General features: G+C 63.4%; 25 protein-coding genes. 5 read left to right on the top strand and 20 right to left on the bottom strand.

All coding sequences use genetic code 11. From position 1 onward, the window contains the following. Position 1 precedes the first annotated feature (1 nt). Genes DS839_RS32155 through DS839_RS32135 form a run of 5 tightly spaced genes read left to right on the top strand, consistent with a single transcriptional unit; the run spans position 2 to position 5,502 of the window. Complete coding sequence (locus DS839_RS32155; protein WP_119274641.1) at positions 2 to 886, top strand: carbohydrate ABC transporter permease; 885 nt, start codon at positions 2 to 4, stop codon at positions 884 to 886. After that, positions 883 to 1,956 (top strand): ABC transporter ATP-binding protein, encoded by a 1,074-nt coding sequence (locus tag DS839_RS32150; RefSeq protein ID WP_119274640.1) that lies wholly within the window; start codon positions 883 to 885, stop codon positions 1,954 to 1,956. Before DS839_RS32155 ends, DS839_RS32150 begins: the two co-directional genes overlap by 4 nt. Further along, on the top strand, positions 1,956 to 3,083 hold the full coding sequence (locus tag DS839_RS32145) for an ABC transporter ATP-binding protein (RefSeq protein WP_119274639.1): 1,128 nt from the start codon (positions 1,956 to 1,958) through the stop codon (positions 3,081 to 3,083). Before DS839_RS32150 ends, DS839_RS32145 begins: the two co-directional genes overlap by 1 nt. Then, on the top strand, positions 3,074 to 4,231 hold the full coding sequence (locus DS839_RS32140) for a hypothetical protein (protein ID WP_119274638.1): 1,158 nt from the start codon (positions 3,074 to 3,076) through the stop codon (positions 4,229 to 4,231). The genes DS839_RS32145 and DS839_RS32140 overlap by 10 nt, the downstream gene beginning before the upstream one ends. Further along, positions 4,228 to 5,502, top strand: a complete 1,275-nt coding sequence (locus DS839_RS32135; protein WP_119274637.1) for an NAD(P)-dependent malic enzyme — start codon at positions 4,228 to 4,230, stop codon at positions 5,500 to 5,502. Before DS839_RS32140 ends, DS839_RS32135 begins: the two co-directional genes overlap by 4 nt. Here the strand turns inward: DS839_RS32135 and DS839_RS32130 are convergent. The 20 genes from DS839_RS32130 to phnE all read right to left on the bottom strand — a co-directional run bounded on the left by DS839_RS32130 (position 5,489) and on the right by phnE (position 24,177). After that, complete coding sequence (locus DS839_RS32130) at positions 5,489 to 6,373, bottom strand: SMP-30/gluconolactonase/LRE family protein (RefSeq protein ID WP_162918946.1); 885 nt, start codon at positions 6,371 to 6,373, stop codon at positions 5,489 to 5,491. The genes DS839_RS32135 and DS839_RS32130 overlap by 14 nt on opposite strands. A gap of 13 nt (positions 6,374 to 6,386) precedes the next feature. After that, positions 6,387 to 7,139 (bottom strand): SDR family NAD(P)-dependent oxidoreductase, encoded by a 753-nt coding sequence (locus DS839_RS32125; protein ID WP_119274635.1) that lies wholly within the window; start codon positions 7,137 to 7,139, stop codon positions 6,387 to 6,389. Next, on the bottom strand, positions 7,139 to 7,906 hold the full coding sequence (locus DS839_RS32120) for an SDR family NAD(P)-dependent oxidoreductase (protein WP_119274634.1): 768 nt from the start codon (positions 7,904 to 7,906) through the stop codon (positions 7,139 to 7,141). The genes DS839_RS32125 and DS839_RS32120 overlap by 1 nt, the downstream gene beginning before the upstream one ends. Positions 7,907 to 7,910: 4 nt before the next feature. Beyond that, positions 7,911 to 8,693, bottom strand: coding sequence for an ABC transporter permease (locus DS839_RS32115; RefSeq protein ID WP_119274633.1), 783 nt, complete (start codon positions 8,691 to 8,693; stop codon positions 7,911 to 7,913). After that, positions 8,690 to 9,565, bottom strand: a complete 876-nt coding sequence (locus tag DS839_RS32110; protein WP_119274632.1) for an ABC transporter permease — start codon at positions 9,563 to 9,565, stop codon at positions 8,690 to 8,692. Before DS839_RS32110 ends, DS839_RS32115 begins: the two co-directional genes overlap by 4 nt. Positions 9,566 to 9,613: 48 nt before the next feature. Further along, positions 9,614 to 10,765, bottom strand: a complete 1,152-nt coding sequence (locus DS839_RS32105; protein ID WP_119274711.1) for an ABC transporter substrate-binding protein — start codon at positions 10,763 to 10,765, stop codon at positions 9,614 to 9,616. A gap of 114 nt (positions 10,766 to 10,879) precedes the next feature. Continuing rightward, a complete protein-coding gene (locus DS839_RS32100) occupies positions 10,880 to 12,055 on the bottom strand; it encodes a mandelate racemase/muconate lactonizing enzyme family protein (RefSeq protein WP_119274631.1) in 1,176 nt (391 codons plus the stop codon). A 37-nt stretch (positions 12,056 to 12,092) separates the two neighbouring features. After that, positions 12,093 to 12,911 carry an IclR family transcriptional regulator gene (locus tag DS839_RS32095; RefSeq protein ID WP_119274630.1) on the bottom strand — a complete coding sequence of 273 codons (819 nt, stop codon included), beginning with the start codon at positions 12,909 to 12,911 and terminating at the stop codon, positions 12,093 to 12,095. A 145-nt stretch (positions 12,912 to 13,056) separates the two neighbouring features. Next, a complete protein-coding gene (locus DS839_RS32090) occupies positions 13,057 to 14,274 on the bottom strand; it encodes a lytic murein transglycosylase (protein ID WP_162918945.1) in 1,218 nt (405 codons plus the stop codon). A gap of 85 nt (positions 14,275 to 14,359) precedes the next feature. Further along, entirely contained in the window at positions 14,360 to 15,250 is an 891-nt protein-coding gene (locus DS839_RS32085; protein ID WP_368912040.1) for a lipid kinase, read from the bottom strand. Between the two features lie 72 nt (positions 15,251 to 15,322). Then, a complete protein-coding gene (locus tag DS839_RS32080; RefSeq protein ID WP_119274627.1) occupies positions 15,323 to 16,273 on the bottom strand; it encodes an aldose epimerase family protein in 951 nt (316 codons plus the stop codon). Then, on the bottom strand, positions 16,270 to 17,097 hold the full coding sequence (locus DS839_RS32075) for a carbohydrate ABC transporter permease (protein ID WP_119274626.1): 828 nt from the start codon (positions 17,095 to 17,097) through the stop codon (positions 16,270 to 16,272). The genes DS839_RS32080 and DS839_RS32075 overlap by 4 nt, the downstream gene beginning before the upstream one ends. 3 nt (positions 17,098 to 17,100) lie before the next feature. After that, positions 17,101 to 18,042, bottom strand: coding sequence for a carbohydrate ABC transporter permease (locus DS839_RS32070; protein ID WP_162918944.1), 942 nt, complete (start codon positions 18,040 to 18,042; stop codon positions 17,101 to 17,103). Next, positions 18,012 to 19,352, bottom strand: a complete 1,341-nt coding sequence (locus DS839_RS32065; protein WP_119274624.1) for an ABC transporter substrate-binding protein — start codon at positions 19,350 to 19,352, stop codon at positions 18,012 to 18,014. Before DS839_RS32065 ends, DS839_RS32070 begins: the two co-directional genes overlap by 31 nt. Positions 19,353 to 19,399: 47 nt before the next feature. Continuing rightward, a complete protein-coding gene (locus DS839_RS32060; protein WP_119274623.1) occupies positions 19,400 to 20,176 on the bottom strand; it encodes an SDR family NAD(P)-dependent oxidoreductase in 777 nt (258 codons plus the stop codon). Between the two features lie 143 nt (positions 20,177 to 20,319). Further along, the gene (locus DS839_RS32055) at positions 20,320 to 20,955 is read right to left on the bottom strand and encodes an LbetaH domain-containing protein (RefSeq protein WP_119274622.1); all 636 of its coding nucleotides are present in this window, start codon (positions 20,953 to 20,955) and stop codon (positions 20,320 to 20,322) included. Continuing rightward, the gene (phnN, locus tag DS839_RS32050; RefSeq protein ID WP_368912039.1) at positions 20,939 to 21,520 is read right to left on the bottom strand and encodes a phosphonate metabolism protein/1,5-bisphosphokinase (PRPP-forming) PhnN; all 582 of its coding nucleotides are present in this window, start codon (positions 21,518 to 21,520) and stop codon (positions 20,939 to 20,941) included. The genes DS839_RS32055 and phnN overlap by 17 nt, the downstream gene beginning before the upstream one ends. A gap of 1 nt (position 21,521) precedes the next feature. Continuing rightward, the gene (locus tag DS839_RS32045) at positions 21,522 to 22,667 is read right to left on the bottom strand and encodes an alpha-D-ribose 1-methylphosphonate 5-triphosphate diphosphatase (protein ID WP_119274621.1); all 1,146 of its coding nucleotides are present in this window, start codon (positions 22,665 to 22,667) and stop codon (positions 21,522 to 21,524) included. Continuing rightward, positions 22,664 to 23,386 (bottom strand): DUF1045 domain-containing protein, encoded by a 723-nt coding sequence (locus DS839_RS32040; protein WP_119274620.1) that lies wholly within the window; start codon positions 23,384 to 23,386, stop codon positions 22,664 to 22,666. The genes DS839_RS32045 and DS839_RS32040 overlap by 4 nt, the downstream gene beginning before the upstream one ends. Next, positions 23,383 to 24,177, bottom strand: a complete 795-nt coding sequence (gene phnE, locus DS839_RS32035) for a phosphonate ABC transporter, permease protein PhnE (RefSeq protein WP_119274619.1) — start codon at positions 24,175 to 24,177, stop codon at positions 23,383 to 23,385. The genes DS839_RS32040 and phnE overlap by 4 nt, the downstream gene beginning before the upstream one ends. Positions 24,178 to 24,216 lie beyond the last annotated feature (39 nt).

The raw sequence follows: 24,216 nt of genomic DNA, 5'->3' as shown, positions 1-24,216 counted from the left end.
GATGGCAAGAAACGTGCTGGCAACAGGCCTCAAGCGCTTTGCCGTCATTCTCGGCATGCTCATCGCCTTCTTCCCGATCTACTGGCTACTCGCGACCTCGATCAAGCCCTATGACGAATGGGCGGCCTGGCCGCCGGTCTGGCTCACCGAGCAGCCGACCTTGCAGAACTACCGGATCGTGTTCTTCCCGCAAGCGGCGCGCGACTTCGCCGCCACGCAAGCGGGCTCGCTCGACTACAAGGTATCGGGCAGCGCCTGGAAGGCGTTCCAGGACAGCGCCATCATCTCGACGGTGGCGACGATCCTGTCGGTCGTCTTCGGCACGCTCGCCGCCTATTCGATCGTGCGCTTCCGGACGGGCGGCGAGAACTATCCGTTCCAGTTCCTGACCGTCAGGATGATGCCGCCGATCGCGGTGGTGGTGCCGATGGTGGCGCTCTTTGCCATGCTGAGGCTCGCCGACACTTATGCCGGCATGATCCTCGCTTATACGGCCTTCACATTGCCTTTCTCGATCTGGATGATCCGCTCCTTCATCGAGGATGCGCCGGCCGAGCTCGAGGGTGCCGCCATGGTGCATGGCATGAGCCGGGTGGAAGCTTTCATCAAGGTCACGCTGCCCCTGATCCGCGGTGGCATCCTGGCGACGGCACTTTTTATTTTCATCCTCAACTGGTCGGAGTTCCTCTTCGCGCTGGTATTGACCTCGGGCAAGATCGTCACCGTCACGCTGCAGGTCGCCAATTATGTCTCGGCCTCCTCCGGCAAGCTTTATGGCGTGCAGGCCGCCATGGGCGCCATATCGACGCTCCCGGTGATCTGCTTCGGCTATCTCATCCAGAGGCATCTGGTGCGCGGCCTGACACTCGGCGCGGTGAAAAGATGACCCCGCGGCTCGCGCTCAAGGGGCTGGCCAAGAGCTATGACGGCGTCGAGGCGGTGCGCGGCCTCGACCTCACGCTGGCGTCGGGAGAGTTCCTGTCGCTGCTCGGCGCGTCGGGCTGCGGCAAGTCGACGACGCTCGCGATGATCGCGGGCTTCGAGACGCCGAGCGCCGGGACCATCGCCATCGACGGCAAACCGGTCAATGACACGCCGCCCGGCCGCCGCCGGATCGGGATGGTGTTCCAGGACTATGCAGTCTTCAGCCGGCTGACCGTCAAGAGCAATCTGGCTTTCGGTCTCGAGGCGCAAGCTGTCGCCCGCGCCGAGCGCGGACGGCGCATTGCCGATATCGCGGCCAAGCTCGATCTCACCGCACTGCTCGACCGCCGCGGCGCCAGCCTCAATATGAGCGAGATGCAGCGTGTCGCCATCGCCCGCGTGCTGGTGACGGAGCCGCGCCTGCTGCTGCTCGATGAGCCCATGTCCAATCTCGATGCGGGTTTGCGCGCCTCGCTGCGCAGCGAGCTCAAGCAGATCCAGAAGAGCCTCGGCCAGACCGTGCTCTATGTGACGCATGACCAGGTCGAGGCCATGGCGATGTCAGACCGGATCGCGGTGATGCGGCAAGGCGTCATCGAGCAGATCGGCACGCCGCAGGAGATCTATCACCGGCCCCGGACGCGCTTCGTTGCCGAGTTCATCGGCGATCCGCCCATCAACCTGGTTCCCTGCCAAGTGATCGAGGGCCGGGCGGTGACGGCCCTGCATGAAGCGATCGCCTTGCGCGTCAGCGATGCGCCCCAGGGCCTGCATCTGCTCGGCATCCGGCCGCACGACCTCAGGCTCGCGCGCGAGAAGAGCGCCGGCGCGGCCCGGACCATCGTGCGCTTTGTCGAGAATCTGGGGGCCGAGCATGTCGCCTATGTCGATTATGGCGATGCGGTTGCCGCCGCGATCATGCGCCCGGGCTTCGCCGCGCCGGGCGATCAACTGTGGGCCAGCGTGAATGCGGCCAAGGTCCATCTCATCCGCGGCGACAATGACCAGGTCGTCCTGCCGGAGGCCGCCTGATGGATTGGCTCGCGCTCAAAGACATCACCAAGACTTATCCCGGCAAAGTGACGGCTCTGTCCGACATCGATCTCAGGCTTCGCAAAGGTGAGTTCTTCACCATTGTCGGACCGACCAATGCCGGCAAGTCGACGCTGCTCAAGACGATCGCCGGCCTAGAGCGGCAGGATCGCGGTACGATCGCGCTCAAGGGCCGGGATCTCGGCGCGCTGCAGCCGCGCGAGCGGAAAGTGAGCCTGCTGTTCCAGAATATCGCTCTGTTCCCCGATCGCACCGGTTTCGAGAATGTTGCCTTCCCTTTGCGCGTCGCCGGGATGGCGGAGGCGGCGGTCAAGGCGCGCGTCGATGAGGTCGCCAATCTGCTCAAGGTCGATCATTTGCTGTCCCGGTTGCCACGCACCTTCTCGGGCGGCGAGCAGCAACGGGTCGCCATCGGCCGGGCCATCAGCCATCCGGCCGATCTCCTGATGCTCGACGAGCCCCTCACCAATCTCGATGCACGTATCCGCATCGCTTTGCGGCTCGAATTCAAGAAGCTGCATCGCGAGACCGGCCAGACGATCCTCTATGTGACGCATGACCAGATCGAGGCCTTGTCGATGTCGGACCGCATCGGCGTCCTCAACAATGGCCGGTTCGAGCAAGTGGGCACGCCGGATGATGTCTATCACCGGCCGGCGAGCGAATTCGTGGCGCGCTTCATCGGTTCGCCGCCCATGAATATCCTGCCTGTCGAGCTGAAACCGAAGAATGGCGCGCCGCAGGCGGTCGGGTCCGGTTTCACAACGGCTGTCGCAAGTGCCGGACCTCTTCCGGCTCATGCCGCCGTTGGAATCAGGCCGGAAGAAATCCAGGCGGCATCCAGGCCCTCTCCCGAGACACCCTTTGCGGGCGAAGTCCTGTGGATCGAACACTTGGGTAGCCATCAAATCCTGGATGTGAAGCTCGGTGATCACCTCATCAAGGTCAGGACCGCGGCCGATCATCCGGTTGAGAGCGAAGGGCCGGCCTGGTTTGGTTTCACGGTGAAAAGCGGCCGCATCCTCGACCGGGACACGAAATTGTTCATCACCACCGATCGCGACGAAGCCGATCTTGCGAAGAAGGAGGAATTCACATGTGTGTGACAGGCGCTTGCGGCAAGCATGGCGGACTGCCCGGAAAGTTCGCCTATGCGAAATTTTCCGACGACCTGGAACTGGCACCGCAACGGCGGCTGGAGGAGGTGATCGCCATGTCGCCCGAGGACATGGCGCGCTCGTCCTTGATGATCATGGGCATCTATAACGAGCTCCTGCGCACCGCGGCCAGCCTCGAGGATGCCGATTATCGCCGGCTGATGACCGAATGCATCACGGGACCTAAGATCACCTTCCTTGAATTGTATCCGAGCGACGACGACCGGCGAAAGCTGTTCAAGGAAATGGTCAAGCTCGGCTTCTTCAATGCGGCGGACGATCCCGACCATGTGTGGCCCAGGGGGCACATGTCGCCGCAGACCTATCTCACCGCGCCCTCGAGCCATAATGATTTCTACAATGCGCATCCGGGCGGGCTCGCACTGACGGTCGCCTATAATATCCGCATGGCCGATGCCTATACGCAGAATTACCGCCAGGTCTATGGCGTGCCGATCAATCGCGACGTGTCGGTGGCGGGCCTCCTGGTGCATGAATATCCGAAGGTCTGGCTTTATCAGTGGCAGCAGGACGGCACCTGGCTCGAGGAGCCGCGCACCGTCTATGACGATACCTGGCATGCGCACTGCATCTATGTGACGGCCGAGCTGATGCATCGCCGCTTCGACAGCCGGATCGTCATGGCCATGGCGGCGGCGCATCAGCTCTCCGCGCTCAATGCGTCGATGGACGGCCGCAAGGTGGTGACGAACTGGGTCGGGCTCGACCGTGTCGCCCATTTCATCAAGGCCGCCGCCGTGCTGGCCAATGTCGATCCGGTCGGTTACGGCCTGCTCGAAAGGAAAGGCGGCGAGGTGGTACTGGCGCCGCAGCCGGCCGAGCAATGGGTCACTCATCTCGCCGACATGAACTGGCCCTATACGATGGGCGCCGCGCATCTCTATACCGAGCCGATGCTGCGCCAGTTCGCGGCAAGCCGGCTCAAGCTCAAGGAGTGCGACCAGGCCGGAAAGCCGTTCAACCAGCTCAAGAACTATGTGTGGTCGCAGCTCAGCCAGATCACGCTCTATGAGATCCTGGTGCGCGAGGACGAGGATGCCGCCTTCCGCACCCTCGACCGGCTGGTCGCCGCATGAATGACGCATCGTCGACCTTCGAGGACCGGGCGCTGGCCTTCGGGCGCGACGTCTATTCCGGCCATGGCAAGATCGAGATCCTGCCCAAGGTAGGCGCCGAGACGCTGGCCGATATGGCGGTCGCCTATACGCCAGGCGTCGGCCATGTTGTGCGCCGGCTGTTGGCGCATCCGGAAGAGCTCGGCCGGCAGACGACCAAGGACAATATGGTGGCGCTGGTCACCGACGGCACGGCGGTGCTGGGCTTCGGCAATGTCGGGCCCCATGCCGGCATGCCGGTGATGGAAGGCAAGGCGGTGATGTTCAAGGCGCTGGCCGGCATCGACTGCATGCCATTGTGCCTCGATGTCAAAAGCCCGGAACAGTTCTGCGACGTGGTGGCGGCCCTCGAGCCGAGTTTTGGCGGCATCAACATGGAAGATGTCGCGGCACCGCATTGCTTCCGGATATTGCGTTCACTGGATGAAAGGCTGTCGATTCCGGTCATTCACGACGATCAATATGGAACGGCGACGGTGGCGCTGGGCGGCCTCATCAAGGCGCTGGAGCTCACGGGGCGGAAACCCGGCGATGTCCGAGTCGTGGTCAATGGCGTGGGCGCGGCCGGCTCGGCGACGATCTTCATGCTGGAGGCGCTCGGTGTCGGCGATATCGTGGCCGTCGACCGCAACGGCATATTGAAGGCCGGGGATCCGCTGGCGCATGATTATTGGCGCGAGATCGCGGCGCGCAGCAACCGTTCGCAACTGACCGGCGGCCTTGCCGATGCGCTGAAGGGGGCGGACGTCTTCATCGGTCTCTCGGTCGGCGGCATCGTCGATGAAAAAATGATCCGCGCGATGGCCAAGGATCCGATCGTTTTTGCGCTCGCCAATCCCGAGCCCGAGATATCGCCCGACAGAGCGCGCGCCGCGGGTGCTGCGATCGCGGCCAGCGGGCGGTTCGACTTCCCCAATCACTGCAACAATGTGCTGGCTTTCCCCGGCCTCATGCGGGGCGCGCTCGATACGAAAGCGAAGTCCGTCTCGATCGGCATGTGCCTTGCCGCATCGCGCATGCTGGCGAGGCTCGGCAGCAACGACACCGAGCATATCCTGCCCTCGCCGCTCGATCCTCTCACCCATGCGAGCGTAGCCGAGGCCGCTGCGCTGGCGGCGGTGTCGGAAGGGCTTGCCCAAATCAGCGTGAGACCGGGGGAAGTGCGGTCCCGCACTTTGGCGCTGACGCAGCTGGTCGCGGAACGGCAAGCGAGCCTGCCTAGGAAAGGGTGATGATCGGCTCCGGCAGGCCCGGAATATCGACCGGCCGCATGAAGACCGAGCCGCCAATATCCTGTGCCTTGGTTTCTTCCGTCGTTCCGGCGCCCCATCCCGTCGTGACATGGAGCGTCTTGAGCCCCGGCCCGCCGAAGCACAGGCTGGTGACATGGGCCGTGGGGAGCGGCAGCGACAGCTTGATCGTCCCTTGCGGATCGAGGCACACGACCTTGCTTCCGGCATAGAGCGCGCACCAGATATTGCCGGCGCTGTCGACGGTCAGCCCATCGGGCAGGCCGTCATCCGGTCCAAACTGAATGAAAGTGCGCTTGCCCGACAGCGTCCCGTCCTGGCCGAGGTCATAGGAGAGGATGCGGCGGCCATAGGAATCGCTGAAATAGAGCTTGCGGTTGTCGGGCGAAAAACTGGGACCGTTGCAGACGACGAAGCCGTCATCGGCGACGGTCGCCGTCCCGTCGGCGGCAACGCGATAGAAGATGGCGTTGGGCGAGACTTCCGGGACATCATAAGTTCCGATCCAATAGCGCCCGGCGCGATCGATCTTGCCGTCATTGAAGCCCAAATCGGTGCGGCCCTTTTTCGGATCGGCAAACGCCGTGGTCTTGCCGGTCGCGGGATCAAAGAGATAGAGACCGTTGTCGAGCGCCAGAAGGAGGCGGCCCTTGTCGGCGAAGACCAGCGATCCGATCGCCTTGCCGGCATCGATCTTCCAGGTCTCGACCGGACCCTTCGCCTGTTTCCGCCGATGCACGAAGGGCCCATAGAAATCGATCCAATAGAGCGCCTGTTCGGTAGGATGCCACAAGATGCTTTCGCCCAGCCTGTCATGCGTTTGGGCGCAGATCTGCCAATCGGAACCGCTCATGTTCGTTTTCCTCTCAAACTCGTTTGCCGGCGGTTGTGCCGCCATCGATGGTGATGATGCTGCCGGTGGCGAAGCTCGCGGCGGGCGATGCCGCAAAGACAATGGCCTCGGCGATCTCGCTTGGACGAGCGACGCGGCCGAGCAGCGGAAAACTCGCCCATTGCCGGCGCGCCGCTTCGGGATCGGACGTGGCCTTGACGGCATTCTCCATCATGTCGGTCGCGACCGGTCCCGGACAGATGCAGAGCGCCCGGACATCGGGGGCGAGCTCCACCGCGAGCGCCTTGGTCAGGCCGATGACGGCGCCTTTCGAGGCGGCATAGACAGAGCTCCCGCCATAGCCCAGGAGGCCGGCATCGGAGCTGACATTGACGATGACGCCGCGCCTCTGCCGCAGAGAAGGCAACAGCGATCGGCTGAGCAGGAAGCCCGCGGTCAGGTTGATCTCGATGGTGCGGTCGAAGAAGGCCTCATCCGAGTTGATGATGGACTTCTCGATATAGATGCCGGCGCAATTCACCAATATATCGATTGCGCCCGCTTCCTCAGCGAGGCGCTTCGTCTCGCCGCGGCGCGCCAGATCGGCGGCATGTCCCGTGATCCGATCGCGATGGCCGAGCTCATCGATCGTGCGGTCGACATCGCCCCGGCTCCTCCCATGCACGATGACCTCGGCCCCTTTCGCCAGAAAGAGCTCGGCCGTGGCGCGGCCGATGCCGCGCGTCGATCCGGTCACCAGGACGCGCTTTCCGGACAGCAGAGCCATCACATCCTCCCCGCCGAGCTGCCGCCATCGATCGCCACCGCGCTCCCCGTCATGAAGGCGGCGGCGGGCGAGGCGAGGCAGAGCACGAAGGCCGCGATCTCCTGCGGCGTGGCAAGCCGTCCGAGCGGATGATACTGCCGGAACCTTCGATAGTAATCGTCGGGATCACCGCTCGCCCTGGCACAATCCTGCATCAGCTCGGTATCCATCGTGCCGGGACAGAGCGCGTTGAGGCGGATGTTGAGTGGCGCCAGCTCGAGCGCCATGGATCGCGTCATGGCGATGAGGCCGTGCTTCGCCGAAACATAGGCGATGTTGTCGGCGATCGCCTGGAGACCGAGCTCGGAGGCGATATTGACGACCGAGCCTTGCGATTGCGTGAGCAAAGGCAAAGCGGTGCGCGTGGTGAAGAAGGCGGCCTTCAGCACGACCGCCAGATGCAGGTCCCAATGCGCATCGTCGGTCTCTTCGATCGGCTTCTCGATATTGACCGCCGCATTGTTGACCAGGATGTCGAGCCGGCCGTGGCGGAGCACTGGCGCCAGGGCCAGAGCCGCTCCTTTAGCGGTCGCGAGGTCGGCCGGGGCCGGAATCAGGTGTTCGCCCCCACCGGCCTTGGCGATTGCGGCATCGACCTGCTCGGCGGTGCGGTCATTGAGGAAGACGCTGGCGCCGGCGGCAAGGAAGGCTTGCGCGATGGCAAAGCCCAAGCCCCGGCCCGCGCCCGTCACCAACACGGATTTCCCGCTATAGTCGAAGACCATCATCCTTTCACCCGCGATACCGGCTGACCGACAGGGCCACTATGGTCGATCCGATGCTGAGGACAAGCAGCAAAGTGGCGAGCGCATTGATGGTGGGATCGAGCGAGGTGCGCACCAGGCCCCAGACCATGGTCGGCAAGGTGTTGCCGGCGCCGATGGTGAGAAAAGTGATGACGAAATCGTCGAGCGAGATGGAAAGCGCGATCAGTGCGGCGCCGACGATGGTCGGCTGGATGATCGGCAAGGTGATGGTGGCGAAGGCCCTGAGCGGCGAGGCGCCGAGATCGCGGGCGCTCTCGACCAGCGACCAGTCGAATGTCGCGAGCCGCGCATGGAGGATGGCGATGACGAAAGGCTGGATGATCACCAGATGGCCGAGAATGACCGTCGGCAGACCGAGCGGGACGTCGAGGAGGCGCTTAAAGAAGACCAGGAGCGCTATGCCGATGATGAGGGCGGGCATCATCATCGGGGCCGAAAGCAGGGCCATCAACCGGTCGGCGCCCTTCGGTTTGAAGCGCACAAGCGCCAAAGCGGCGAGCGTGCCCACCACGACCGACAGGACCGCGACGGTGAAGCCTATGATCAGGCTGTTGGTCAAGGCCGGCCAAAAACTCTCATTGGCGAAGAGGCGGCGATACCAGTCGAAGGTGAAGCCGGTGAGCGGCAGGCTGGTCAGCGCCGATGAATTGAAGCTGAACAAGATGACGAGGATGAGCGGCGTTACCAGAAAGGCGATCACCAGGAAGATGAAGAGGCGCCAGCCCTGCATCGTGAGCTTCGGCCTCATGGCAGCACCAGCCGGCGGAACAAGGTCCTGAGCAACAGATAGATGATGAGGGAAACCGCCATCAGGGTGAAGGACATGGCGCTCCCCATCGGCCAGTTGAAGCCGAAAGAGAACTGCGTCTCGATGAAATGGCCCATCATGGAGGCGCCGCCGCCGACATAGCGCGGCGTCACGTAATCGCCGACCGAGACCAGGAAGGCCATCAGGAAAGCGACGCTCAAGCCTTTCTCGCTGAGCGGCAGGACGATGTCGGCCGCGGCGCGCAGCGACCCGGCGCCCAGATCGCGCGCCGCCTCGACGAAATCCTCCGGGATGGCGCGCATGCTGCCATAGATCGGCAGGACCGCGAAAGGCAGCAGGAAGTAGGTGAGGGTGATGACGACGCTGTTGGCGTTGTAGATGAAGACGGTCAGCGGCTCATCGATGAGGCCGAGCGCGAGGAGGGCGGCATTGATGATGCCGTCGCGTCCGAGGATGCTCTTCCAGGCATAGATCTTGACCAGATAGCCGCCGAAGAGCGCGATGAGGGTGATGAAGAGCAGCGCATTGCCGAAGCGTCCGGCGCGGAAGCGGATCGCGAAAGCGAAGAACCAGGCGATGGAAGTGGTCACGAAAGCGGTAATGAGGCCGATGAGGAGCGTGCTCGCCAGGACATCGCCATAGTCGCGCAAGGTGGCCCAGTAGTTCTGCAAGGTGAGATCGGGCCGCATCGCGAGGCCCCGCACCGACCAGAAGCTGACGATGAAGAAGAAGCATAGAGGCAAGGCGAACAGCGCCGACCATAAAGCGAGAGCCGGCAGGACGCCCATCGAGCGTGCTGCCGGCTCGCCTGCGATTTCCGAGCCTATCCGCGCTATCTTTTGTTTGAGCATCGGATTATCCGAAGACCGCTTTGCACTTTTCGGTCCGATGCTCTGGCGTCAGGCTTTTTGCAGCCGGGCATATTCCTGCAGGAAGTCGCCATAGCTCGCCGTCTTGCCGTCATATTCGCTGGGCGGCACGGGCTGCAGTCGCGCCTTCTTCATGAAGCCGTCGAGATCGGCATAGTTGTAGGACTGGGCCAGCTCCTGAGGCAGCATGGGCACCGTCTTGAGATTGGTGATGCCGGCGCTCTGCTCGGTCGCGAAGATCTTCTGCGGCTCGGGCGAAACTATATGGTTGATCATCCTGTAGGTGAGGTCGGGATGCGGCGCATCCTTCGGGATGCACAGGCAATCCATGAACATGCCGGTGCCTTCCTTGGGGATGGTGTATTTGATCACCTTGCCCTTGGCCTTGGCCCAGACCGCGACGGCTTCCCAGCCAATGGCGCTCGCCGTCACTTCGTTGCGGGCGAAGGCGTCCGCCATGTCGCCATAGGAGGCGAAGAAGGCACGGGCCTGGTTCTTCTTGAGATCGATGAGCGTGTCGATGACCTTGGCCAGCTCCTCGCGGGTCAGCAGCGTGCCCATCGGCTTGCCGGTGACGACCGTGCCCCAGATGAGGAGATTGCCCAAGGGATCATCGACCATCGCCACCTTGCCCTTGAACTCGGGCTTGAACAGATCCTGCCAGCTCTCGGGCGGCGTCTTCACCGCTTCCGGGTCATACATCAAGGGCAGCGAGCCCCAGTTCCACGGCACGCCATAGAGCTTGCCACTTTCACGGATCGCTTCATTGTTGGTGAACTGCGGAATGAGCTCGCCGAAGAGCGGGATCTTTCCCGGATCGATGGGCTCGAGCAGGCCGCCTTGCGCCATCAGCGGCAGATAGCCGAAATACATGGTGATGATATCGGTCTTGCCGATGCCGCCCGCCTGCAGCTTGGTGATGATCTCCTCATTGGAAGCGATGAAGGTCGGCTGGAAATCGATGTCATTGTCTTTCAGGAACGTGCCCGCCTTGATCGGCGTCTCGTAGCCTTGCCAGCCCATCCAGGTCATGGTCGTCGAGGCTTTGGCCTCGCGTACCGGCAAGCCGGCCAAGGCGGCTGCGCCCAAGGCCAGTGAAGCCTTCATCAGGCCGCGCCGCGACAGCGTGCTTTGACGGGACAATGCAAGCATCGCCCGCAGGTCGTCAGATATGCTGGTCATGTCTCTCTCCCTTTTCGCCCGGTATTTGTTGTCTGTCCGCTATTTCGGACAGTCGGCTTACTTTGCGGAATAGTCTAATCAGCGCGGACGGACAGGGTCAAGCCAGGGAATGATTCAGAGCTTCGGCGTGCGGTAGAGGAGCTTGCCCTTGGCCTGGATCTCGACATCGACGAGATATTTCGCCATGCCCTTGGTGTCGACGGTGATGCCGAGGCCGGGGGCCTGAGGCACCGACACCTCGCCTTCGGCATCGGGCGTCAGATGCGTTTCGGTCATGTCCCAGGCCACCGATTTCGGCGTGAAGGGATATTCGCAGATCACATGGTCCTTCAGCCCGGCATAGGGCTGAAGCGAGGCGCACAGGGCCAGATGCGAGGTGAAAGTGTGGTTGACATAGGTGACGCCGCGCGGTGCCGCATAATCCGCCACGCGCTTCGCCGGACCGATGCCGCCGATGCGGCCGCAATCGATCTGCACATAGGCAACCTTGCCGTAGTCGATCAATTGCCGTGCCATGTGGAAATTATGGGAGGCCTCGCCGCCGGCGATGCGCACTTTGCCGCTCTTCGCGGCGAGTGCCGCATAGGCGTCGTAGGCGCCGCCCAGGAACGGTTCCTCGAGCCAGGTCGCGCCGACCTCGGCGAGCAGAGGCAACCGGGTCGCGGCGGCCGCGACATCCTCGATGAAGATCTGCCCGGCATCGATGAGCAAGGTGCCCTCCGGCCCCAGGCCCTCGCGCGCCGCCTGCAAATGGTCGCGGTCATCGGCCAGTGAGCCGCGCCCGAAGGGACCCCAGCCGCATTTCACCGCGCGAAAACCCTTGTCGCGCGCCGACTTGCAGCCCTGGCGCGTCTCCTCCGGCGTGTCGCCGAAAAGCTGCGAGGCATAAGGCAGTTTCGGAAAAGCTTTGGCGTAGCCCAGGAGCTCATAGACGGGCGCCCCATGCTTGCGCCCGAGGAGATCCCACAACGCCATCTCGATGCCGGATAAAGTGTGGGCCGCCTGCAAGAGATCCATGCATTCGAGCTCGACCGCGGCCGCGAGACGCTGAATGTCATCGGCGCTGTCGATCTTCTTGCCGAGCACGACGTCGCACACCGGTTTGCAGGCGCCATGCGACATGGGCGTCACATAGGCGGCGATCGAGACCAGCGGCGAGGCCTCGCATTCGCCCCAGCCGATATGGCCGTCGGCCGCGACGCGCACCACCAGGGCATCTTGGCTGCCGTCGCCGGCGTCGGTGACGTGCGGCATGGACAAATAGAAGAAGTCGATCGCTTCGATGCTCATTGAGGTTCCGTGAATGCTAGAACAATGGTGAGGGAAATCAGACGAGGCGGCGCGACAGCTTTTCGGCGGCGGCAATGACGCTGGCGATGAGCTGGTCGCGATTGGATTTGGCGAGTCGCTGCTCGGGGGCGACGATGCTCAAGGCGGCGATGCAGCGGCCGGAGCCGTCGATCACCGGGGCGGCGACGCAGCCCGCATGCTCATTGGCTTCGTTCAATTCGGTGGCATAGCCCTGGCGGCGGAATTTGCGGATCTGGCCGATGAGCTTCTTGACGTCGAGAATGGCCTTGCCGGTCGGCGACTGGCGCACCGTGTCGGTCAAGAGCTTGGCGAGCCCCTTGTCGTCGAGATCGGAGACGAGGAGGCGTCCGGCCGCCGCCCAGTTGACCGGGACCCGCGAGCCGACATTGCTGATGATGCGCAAGGGGCGGATGCCTTCCTCCTTGAACAGCACCATCATGAGATTGTTCTCGAGCACCGAGAGCTGCACCGTCTCGCCGGTCTCGTCGCGCAATTCCTCGGCGATGCGGCTGCCGTCGCGCAGGAGATCGACATGGCTCTTATAGGCCATGCCGAGCTCGAACAGCCTGCGGCCCAGGAACAGGCCGGAGCCCTTGCCGGAAGGCTCGAGATAGTCGCCGTCCGACAAGGTGCGCACCAGCTCATAGGCGGTCGATTTGGGGATCGACAATTCGCCGATGATCTGCGCCACCGTGACCGGCTGGTTGTGCTTGAGGATGAGCTCGAGAATATCGAGCGCCCGCCTGACACTGCGGGAGCCCGTATTTTCCTCCTCGCCAGCCGCGGCATCCGGTTCCTGCATGGGCTTCAAGGCCCGTTTATCCGAAGGAAGCATTCAGTCCCGTCCTCACGCGCACACGCCCCGTGTTTGAAATACTGTACCCCGTTCCGCGATTGTGGACAAGCATTCCTCAGCCAGGCAAGCCGACGGTCCCGGCCGCGAGGCCGGGGCAGGTCAGCGATCAGGAATATCGTTGGATCTAGCTCGAGGAAGCCGGGCTCCAGTCGCGCAGGCGCTGGAGCAGAGCGCGGGAGGGATGGCCGTCGGCCAGGAGCCCCTCCGTCTTCTGGAATTTGATGATGGCAAGGCGGATGGCGTGGCTCGCATTGCCGGCGGGCTTGCCGGGCTTCAGGACCTTCTCGGCGATCAGCGCCTCGAGCTCCTTGCGCTCACTGCGCGACAGCGGCACCACATCCTCGGGCCACGGGCTGATGAAATCCTCAGCCCCGGCAATGCGATCGGCGAGATGTGCTACGGCCAGCGCATAGGAGTCGGCGTTGTTGTAGCGCTTGATCACGTCGAAATTCTTGAGCACCAGGAAGACCGGCCCGGCGCCGCCCGCGGGCAGATAGAAACGGGCCTTCTCGCTCGGACGCGGGAACGGCTTTCCATCGGCGCGCTGAAGCCCCATCTTGGCCCAGTCGGCGAGCGTCACGTTCTTCTTCTTCCAGGCGGCGGCGAAATCGAACTTCTCGGGGATCTTCACCTCGTAGCCCCAGTCGGTGTCGGGCCGCCAACCGCTTTCCTTGAGATAGTTGGCGGTCGAGGCCAGCGCATCGGGGATCGACTTCCAGATGTCCTTGCGGCCGTCACCATCATGGTCGACGGCATAAGTCAGATAGCTCGAGGGCATGAACTGGATCTGGCCCATGGCGCCCGCCCAGGACCCGACCATTTGCGCCTTTTGGATCTTGCCGTCGCGCGCGATCTCGAGCGCCGCGAGCAACTCCTTATTGAAATAATCGGCGCGATAGCCGGCCTTGGTGAGCGTCGCGAGCGAGCCCAAGACGTTCTTGTCGCCCATCGTCTTGCCGAAATTGGACTCGATTCCCCAGATCGCCACCAGCATCCTGGCCGGCACGCCATATTTCTTCTCGATGCCGGCGACAGCATCCTGCCATTCGGTGATCTTGAGCTTGCCGGCCTCTATTCGCGCGGGGCTTACCCGCTTCTCCACATAATCCTTGACCGGCATCACAACTTCGGGTTGGTTCCGGGCGCGCTTGAGCACATCCGGGTCGGAGTCGAAGCCGAAGGCCAGGGCCAACAATTCCCAAGTGGAAATATTGCGTGACTGGGAGTCCGTCCACAGCTTGGCGATAAAGCTCCCGCGATCGCTCATATATAATGAGACGGTGGCGGCGCAGAACAATGCTGTCCCCACCAGTAGCGCGCCTATTTTCCACGGTCTGCGCATGCCGAAGTTCCTCTCCGTCACCCCTCCACTCATTAACGAGGAATATGATTAAAATAAGGATACCGGAAATTACCCACAGTTGCGGTTAACCCGGCCTTACCAGACGAGGCGCGAAGACCTTTACCGCCTTGATTTTGATATGGAATGTCGCGGGGGTCTGACCCACGATCTCGCCGTCGGCATTGATGTCATGGGGCCGCTTCGTCCGGATCACGAGATTCGTGGCCGAAAAGGCGCGCACTTTGCGCCAGCGATTCTGGGTCCCGCGGCGCAGCCACGGGGCCAAGGCGATCAGCTCCCACCAGTGATCGATCTCGAGACTATAGACATCGAGACGGCCATCATCGGGTGCCGCGGTCTTCTCGACCGCCATGCCGCCACCATAGAACCGGCCATTGCCGACGGCGACCTGCACCGTCCTCACCGTCTCCACCGCGCCGTCATGATCGATCTCGACCGTGAAAGGGCGGCTCTGGCGCAAGAGATTGAGCGCCGCCAAAGCGTAGCCCAGAGTCCCCCAGCGTTTCTTCGCCTCGGCCGTGAGCCCACGCGCAAGTGTCGCGGAAAAACCGATGCTCGCGACATTGAAGAAGAAATGACCATTGACCTCGCCGAGATCGACCGGCCGTTGGTGGCCGTCGATGATGATCTCTGCGGCGCGCGTGAGGTCGCGCGGTATGCCGATGGTCCGGGCGAAATCATTCGCCGTTCCCATCGGCAGCACGCCGAAAGGCAATCCGGTTTCGTGCAAGGCGGAAGCCGCGTGATTCAGCGTGCCGTCACCGCCGGCGAGAACGACGAAGTCGATACGATCGGCATGCGCATGGATGACATTGGCCGAACTGGTCGATGGGTCTTGCGGCACGGTGATCGTGCCGATGCCGGCATGATGCAGCCGATCGATCGCGGCGCCGAGCGATTGTTTGCCCTTCCGCGCGCGCCGGTTCGCCAAAATAAGAGCACGGGCTTCAGGCAAGACAATAAATCTCCAGGCACAGATCGAATGCCTCAGGGGATTATGAGCGGGGAGAGGCAGATATGTGGCAGCTCACGCCGAAGGCCGGAACACGCGAAATCGTATTGTAGCGTCAAGTTCTTCACCCGGATGCAGGCGAAGCAGCGTGCCGCCCGCGGCCTTGGCCTTCACGAGGCCGATGCCTGGCCAGGTCGTATTGGGCTCGATGCCGATGAGCCGCGTCTTGCCCCGCCAGGGCGGATCGATCGTGCCCGTCAATTCGCACCATAGCCAGGCGCAAGGGAAACGGTGCGCGTCCCAGGACAGACAGACGGCAATTTCATTGTCCATGCGCCGCACCGCGATCCAGGCCGCGTCGAAATCATGCAAATAGACGAGGCTCGCCAGGGAATCGCAAGGCCGGCTCAGATCGACAGGCGCGGTCTTGCCGGGCATGACCGGCCAATGGCCCGTGGCGCCCGGCCGCAAGGGATTGGCCGGGGGATCATAGGTCTGATCGACCGTCACCTGGCGGGCACCGGTGGTGATCTCGACCGGGCCCGCCAGCAGGTCGGAGCCCAAGGTCGGGTGATGGCCCCACATCACATCGAGCGGACGATCACCTTTCATGCGCAGATGCTCTCGGATCACCAGCACATCGTCCGCGAGGTGCAAATGACGGCGCATCTCCACCGGCACAACGGTGAAGCGACGCGTGAGCTCGATTCCCTCCGCCTGCGCCACCGCCGACCAGGGCGCGATCGAGGCTTCGCCGTGAAAGCCGTGAAAGATGCCGTCGACGATGCAGGCATCGCCGCCATTGGGAAAGATCAGCGGCCAGCCGCCGGTGTAGCGGGTCAGCCATTCGGGCTCATCGCGTGCCGCCAAGCTTGCGATCGGCTCATCGATGGCGGGCCAGGGCACCGTGCCCAGGACGGACAAGCCCGACGGCCGATGGGTGATCGAGGTGATGCTGCCGCCGACCCGGGGATTGAGCGTGACGCTGAGGCGTTCATTCGCGATGGTGAGGAGGGGCACGGTCATTTGATGGCGCCCGCCATCAGGCCGCGAATAAAATGCTTCTGGAAGGCGATGTAAAGAATGAACATCGGCGCGCTGGCGATGACCATGCCGGCCATGGTGAGCGGCACCTGATTGTTGTAGCGCCCCTGGAAGACGCTGATCCCGGCCATCAAGGTGCGCTTGGCGTCCTCTTGCAGGAAGATGATGGCGATCAGGAGGTCGTTCCAGACGTAGAGCGAATTCACCACCACCAGAGTGAGGATGGCGGGCAGCGACAGCGGCAGGACGATCTGCCAGAGGATGGTGAAATCGCCGCAGCCGTCGATGCGGGCCGATTCGAACAGCTCCTTGGGCACGGTGCGGAAGAAGGTGGTGAGCAGATAGACCGAGAAGGGCGTGACGAGCCCGGCATAGATGAGGATGGCGCCCTGATAGGTGCTGATCAGGTCGAGCTGCGTATAGAGCACGAAGAGCGGCACGATCATGACCACCGGCGGCACCGCCATCAGCGAGGTGCTGAGGGCCAGAAGCGTGTCGCGGCCCTTGAACTCCATGCGGGCAATGGCATAGGCGGCGAGGCAGGACACGACGAGGCTGAGCAGCACGGCACCCAAGACCAGTATGAAGCTGTTCAGCATCCAGGCGATGAACGGGCTGTCGATGAGCACGGCGCGGAAATTCTCGAACACCGGCACGTCCGGCAGGCCGAGCTTGTCGATCGCATATTCCTCATCGCTCTTGAGCGCGGTCACGATCATATAGAGCGTCGGCGCGAGGGCGACGAAGGAGGCCATGACCAGCACGGCCTGCTTGACGAGATCACCGGGCGCGAAGCGGATTTTCATGGTCTAGCCTTCCTGCTCCCTGACCCGGCGGCGCGCCCGGAACATCGGGAAGATCAGCAGCACCGACACGCCGAACAGCAGCACCGAGGCTGCCGACGCGATGCCCGGCAGGCTGATGCGGATCAGCGCATTGAAGATATAGAGCTCGATCACCATGGTCGCGGTGCCGGGACCGCCGCGGCCGCCGCCCATGACGAAGACATAGGCGAAGACCGAGGCCAGCATGGTGATGACGCTGACCACGGCGAAGAACTCGATGACGCCTTTCATCTGCGGCAGGATGATGTGCCACACGCGCTGCCCCCAATTGGCGCCGTCGAGCTTGCCGGCCTCGATCACCGATTCATCGAGGCTCAGGAGGCGGGCGAGGAAGAGGATGATGCCGAGGGCGGATTCGCGCCAGATGATCAGGATCATCACCGTCCACAGCGCGACATCGGAAGAGCCGATCCAGTCGAGCGCCAGGAAATCGAGGCTCAGCCACCTCAGGACTTCGTTCACCGGGCCTGAGAACTGGAACATGCGCTTCATGATCACGGCGATGATCGGGATGGCGAGCACGAAAGGCACGAAGACGATGATGCGATAGAGCTTCCAGCCGGGAACGCGCTCATAGAGCAGGATCGAGATCAGGAGCGAGATGACGACCATGGCGGGGATCGCCAGCAGGAGCTGGATATTGTGCAGCACCGATTCCCAGAACAGCGATTGCGACAGGATCAGCTGGTAATTGCGCAAGCCGATCCACGGGCCGTCGACGCCGCGCACCAGCTTGAAGCTGAATTCGAAGATGCGGACCAGCGGATAGCCGAAGACGGAAGCCAGGAGCGCCACCAGCGGCAGCACATAGAGATAGGGCTTGAGCTTCGACAGCGCTTTCCCCTCGCCCCGCTTCGCGGGGCGAGGGGAAGAGATCAAAGCGGCGCCGACAGGTCGACGGCCCATTTGCGGTAGTTCTCGACCATGTCGGGATTGAAGTCGCGCCATTCCTTGGCGGTGTTGGCGGCGAGCTCGCCCGCCTGCTCGCCGGTCATCGAGCCCTGGACGATCTGCTGGCCGGTCGGGATGGCGGCGCGCTCATAGAACTGGCCCGGCACCAGATTGGTCACGTTGGAGATATTGGGCTTGAGGCCCCAATTCTCCCACAATGCCCTGACCGACGGATCGGTGATGACGCTCGCATCGAAGGTCGTGTTGGACGGGAGCCAGCCGGTCGCGTCCCAGAAGGCCTTCAGCCGCTCGGGCGAGTTCAGATATTCGAGGAAGGCGGCCGCCGCTTGCGGATCCTCGGCGTTGGTCGAGATGCCGAGCCCCTGGACGTCGACCACGGGAACGCCGGCAAGCTTGCCCTTGCCGAAGATCGGCATGGTCATGAAGCCGATCTTGCCGCCGGTCGCCTTGCTGTCGGCGGGAAGCCTGGTGCCGATCGTCTGGCCGATGGCGAGCTTGCCTGCAGCGACGAGATCGATGCCGGGATAGAGCTCGAGCGACGACATGTCCTTGTTGAGATAGCCCTTCTTCTTGAGCTCTTCGAGCTTCGTCCAGTGCTCGTGATATTTTGGATCGCGGAAATCCTTCTCGCCGATGATGAGCTCGACCGCCTCGCCGAAGGAATCGAGATTCTGCGGCAGGGAATGGGTGATGTACCATTCACTCCAATAGCCGTCCTGGATGCCGCCGCCCAAAGGCTCGATGCCGGCGGATTTGAGCTTCTCGCAGGCGGCGAGCAGGTCGTCCCAGGTCTTGGGCGGCGCTTCGGGATCGAGGCCGGCCTTCTCGAACAGGGTCTTGTTGTAGCACCAGAACATCGGCAGCGGATACCAGCCGACGCGGTAGATATTGCCGCCGAAGCGGCTGAGCGCGGTCGGGTTGGAGGCGGTGAGGATGTCGTCCTTCACCAGACCTTTCAGGCCCTTGAGATAGCCCAGCCACACGCTCTCCATGTGATAGACGCCGTTCCATAGATACTGGATATCGGGCGCCTTGCCGGCGGCGGCCGCGGTCTGGAACTGCGAGATCACCACGGCGGTGTCCTGCAGCATCGACTTGACCGTCGCGTCCTTGTAGGCGGCAATCGAGTCGTCGACGAATTTCTGCAGGCCGGGCAGCTCCTGCTGGCCCCACCACCACATGTCGAGGGTCTTGTCCTCGGCGCGGGCGCCCGTGGGCAGGCCGAAAGCGGCGGCGGCGCTGAGCCCCGCCGATGTCATCAGGAAATCACGACGCGAGATATTGGGTATCTTGATGGTGCTCATGGCTGATGCCTTCCCTGTTCCTCACTCATTATGATAGTCGTTCTCGGTCAGAATGTGCTCATCAGCCCGCCATCGACCACCAGCAATTGCCCGGTCATGTAGCGGCAATAGTCGGAGGCCAGGAAGACGACGGTGCCCGAGACGTCCTCGGGCAGGCCGCTGCGGCCCAAGGGGATCTTGCGCCGGCGCACATACCATTCGATGAAGTCGGGTGTCGTCGTCTCATCGACGCCGTTGACGATCGACATCGGCGTCACCATGAAACCGGGCGCCACCGCATTGACGAGAATATTGTAGCGGCCGAGCTCGACCGCCATGGATTGGGTATAGGCGATGATGCCGCCCTTGGCGGCGTTGTAGGCGCCGGCCTCGCCGCTCGAGGCAAAGCCCTGGATCGAGGCGACGTGGATGATGCGCCCCCATTCCTGCTTCACCATATGGGGCGCCACCAGCTTGCTGCCCATATAGACGGCCTCGAGATTGATGGCGATGGTGCGCCGCCAGTCCTCCAGCGTGTCGTCGAGGATGGTGCGGGTCGGCGGGTTGATCGCGGCATTGTTGACCAGCACGTCGATGCGCCCGTGCTTGGCGATCACATCGGCGACGATCTCGCGATAGCGGTCATAATCGGTGACATCGAGCGGATAGGGCGTGACGCTGCCGCCCTTGGCCTCGACCTCGGCGGCCACCGTGGCGACGGTCTCGGCATTGCGCTCCAGCAGCATGACATGGGCGCCTTCGTCCGCCATTTCGTGGGACACCGCGCGCCCCAGGCCCTGGCCCGCACCGCTGACGAGGCAGATTTTGCCGGCGAGCAATCCCATGTGCTTTTCCGTAATGGTGGACTTTAATCTAGTATGCCGGACATGGACTATAGTCGGCGGCTATCGAGCGTCAAGGGGCGAAGGCCTGTCCCCGCATGCGCGGGCACAAGCCTTGAAGCCGTAGTTGCAGGAAAGAGTGGAGGCTAGCCGACCTTCTGCATGGGCATTGCCTCGTAGCGCTCGAGGAAGGCCTCGACTGTCAGCGTGCGGAAATCCTCGAGCGCCTGGCGCAGTGTCGCGTGGTCCCAGTCCCACCAGGCGAGTGCCTGCAGGCGCCGGCCTATGGCTTGCGGATGGCGCCACTTGATGAACTGCGCCGGCTTGCCCGCGACGATCGCATAGGCGGGGACATCTTTAGTTACGACCGAGAGCGAGCCCACGATGGCGCCATCGCCAATGGTGACGCCCTTCATGATCACCGAGCCATGGCCGATCCAGGTGTCGTGGCCGATGACGGCGCCGCGCGAGCGCCGCCAGTCGAAGATCGCTTCCTCGCCTTTCTCCTCCGGCCAGTAATATTCCGAGCGATACATGAAATGATGCAGCGAGGCGCGCTGATAGGGATGCTCGCCCGGATTGATGCGCACGAAGGCCGCGACATTCACGAACTTGCCGAGGGTCGAATAGGCGATGTCGGCATAGCGGTCGGTATAGCTGTAGTCGCCGAAGATGCTCTCGGTGATACGGGATCCGGCGCCGATCTCGACATAGCGGCCGAGCGTCGAGCCGATGACGACGGCGCCGTCATGGAAATAGGGCGTCTCAGACAGGCGCGGCATGGCTGACCTCGACAAATCGCAAGAGGGCGGTGGTGAAAGCGAGACCGGCGCGCTCGAGCGTCGTGTCGTTGACGATGGTGACCGTATCGAAGCGCGCCTCGAAATGCGGCGGCTCACGTTCGATGCGCCGGGCGATGTCCTCAGGGGACTCGCGCCCGCGCCCGGCCAGCCGCGCGGCGATGACCGACACGGGTGCCGTGACATGGAGCACGGCCAGGTTGGGAAAGCGGATTCCCGCCTCTGCAATGACGGCACGTGAGACATTGACGGCGACGGCCCGGCCGGCCGCAAGGTCATTCAGGATCGTAACGGGAATGCCGTAATGAAGGCCATGCGCCTCCCAGGACAGAGCGAAGTGGCCTCTCGCCTCGGCCTTGCGGAAGTCTTCCGCTGTCATGCTGTCATGGGCTTCCGTAGCGTCGCCATTCGGGCGGGTGATGACGCGGCGTGGAAAGACGACGTGCCTGGTACCGGCGAGACTTTCCGCTGCATGGCGCAACAGGCTATCCTTGCCGGCGCCCGACGGTCCTACCACCAGAACCAGCTTGCCCGGCAGCGGCGGCATGTCAGAGGACGCGCTCCGCCGCCCGCCAGACCGAGCGCACGACGGGAAAACCATCCACCCGGCGCACCTCGATGAGATCGGCGCGCTTGCCTGGCGCGATCTCGCCCCGATCGTCGAGACCCATCACGCGGGCCGGATTGCGCGACACGATCGTCACGGCTTCGGGCAAGCCGATCTCGGGCGCGATCTCGGGCAAGGCAAAGGCGGCATGCAGCAGGCTCACCGGCACGTAGTCCGAGGACATGAGGTCGAGGCATCGGGCCTTGGCGACATCGAGGGTCGGGATATTGCCGGAATGCGAGCCGCCGCGCACCAGATTGGGCGCGCCCATCAGCACTGAAAGGCCGTTGACATGGGCGGCGCGGGCGGCCTCCGCGGTGGTCGGAAACTCCGAAATGGCGACGCCGTCGGCGACGGCCTCCGCGACATGCTCGAGCGTCGCATCGTCGTGGCTCGCGAGCTTGATCCCATGGGCCAGAGCGAGATTAACGATGGCGCGGCGGTTACGGTCGGAATGGAGGATGTTCAATTCGCGCCGCTCGGTGATGAACACCTCGAGCCGGTCCGCCGTCATGATGTTCTTGCCGAGATAATATTCGCGGAACTTGTCGAGGCTGACGAACTGGCGCTCGCCCGGCGTGTGGTCCATGACCGACAAGAGGTCGACGAGGCCGTCCTCGACGAGCTCCTCGGCGGTGTCGAAGGTGTCGGCGCAGGGCAATTCGCAGCGCAAATGAATGCGGTGATCGGCGCGCAGCATGTCGCCGGCGCGGGCCGCGACGATCGCCTGGCTCAGCTCGCCATTGGCACGGCGCAAGGCCCCGTCCTCGGTGTCGAAGGTGCCGGCGCGCAAGGCGTCGAAGACGGTGGTGATGCCGGCCGAGGCGATCTGCGCATCATGAGCGAGAAGTGCCCCGACCGCCGGCCAGGCAACCCCCGGCCGGGGGCGAAAATGACTTTCGAGATGATCGGTATGAAGCTCGACCAGGCCCGGCAGCAGATAGGCGCCGTCGAGATCGACATCGACGGCGGCGACCGGTCCTCGCGTGATATCGGCAATCACGCCGTGGCGCAGCAGCACAGCCCCTTCGATGATCTCGGCGGCCGACACGATCCTCGCATTGCCGAGGACTTTTTCCTTCGTCATCTCACACCCAGTTTCCAGATTTCGGGCCAGGCCCTGTCGGCCTTGCCGGCGAGCGTGAAGCGCTCCTCGGCGCGGAAAGGCGCGCCCGGTTCCGCCTCGCAGAAAATCGTGATCGCATCGATCAGCAGCGGGGCGCCGATCGCCACCGCAAAATGCGTCTCGGCCGCGGATCGCAAGCGCGCCATGTCCGCCGCCTCGAGCTTGTCGCTGAGCGTCACGTGGAAGCGGAACTGGTCGAGCACATGGGGATAGCCCCAGTTGAGGAGCAGCCGGCTCTGGCGCAGATTGAGACCCGAACGGTGACGCCGCGCGATCTCTTCCTGGTGCAAGGGTCCGCGGAAGCCGTCGAAATCCATGACGCAGCAGGCGCTGAGCTCATGCAGGTGATCGCTCTCGGCATCGGGGACGAGCGCCAGGAAGCCGTCGAGGGCGGCAAGGCGGAGCTTCCTCAGCATCACCGGCGCCTGGCGCCTGGCGAACTCTTCGGCGAAGGCCGACAGGTCTTTTCGACTCTTACTTGCCGCCAGCTTGAACGGCGCCTTGAGGGTCGCATGGAAGCCATAGCGGCGCGGCTCGCCGGTGAGGTCCGCCAAGTTTTCGATCGCGGGCTGGCCCAAAGTCTCTCCCGACCAGGCGTCACGGCCGAGCCAGCGCGCGCCCAGCGCATGGAACAGCGTGTCGGGGGCGGGCGCGTAGTACAGAGCGTAGCGAGCGCTCATACCAGCACCTTGCGCAGACGCTGCGAAATGATGTCGATGATGGCGACGGTCACCACCACGACGATCATGATCGCGGCGGTCTCGCCATAATAGAAGCCGCGGATGTTCTCGAAGAGCAGTTGCCCGATGCCGCCGGCGCCGACGATGCCGAGGACGGTGGCGCCGCGCACATTCGATTCGAAGCGATAGAGCCCATAGCTCAGCCACAGCGGCATCACTTGCGGGACGATACCATAGATGACTTCCTGGAGCCGCGTGGCGCCCGTGGCGCGAATGCCCTCGACGGGGCGTGGATCGGAGGCTTCCACGGCTTCCGAGAAGAGTTTCGAGATGATGCCGAGATTGTGGACGAACACCGCCATGACGCCGGCAAAGGGGCCGAGGCCGACGGCTACGACGAAGAGGACGGCGAAGACGAGCTCGTTGATCGCCCGGCAGGCATCCATCAGCCGGCGCACCGGCTGGACGATCCAGACCGGCGCGACATTGTTGGACGCGAGAAGCGACAAGGGGATACCGAACAGGATGGCGAGGAAGGTGCCCCAGATCGCGATATGGACGGTGATCAGCATCTCGCTGACATAGAGCTTCCAGTCGGCGAAATTGGGCGAGAGGAAGCCTGACGCATATTTCGCCATGTTGCCGGCATCGGTGACGAGCAGCGGGGCGCGGTAGATCTCGGCCGGGTTGAAGCTCCAGGCCAGAAGGATCGCGAGGATCGACCAGAAGGCGAGCTGACCGTAGCGCTGCGCCGCCGGCACGGGAGGAATGTAGATCGCACTTGTGATCATCAACGCGTCCTGCGAGAGTTCCCCTCTCCCATTGCCGCG

This window comes from Taklimakanibacter deserti, from assembly GCA_003574785.1.
The sequence above is the reverse complement of the archived record's forward strand: the minus strand, read 5'-3'. Positions and strand labels throughout refer to the sequence as shown.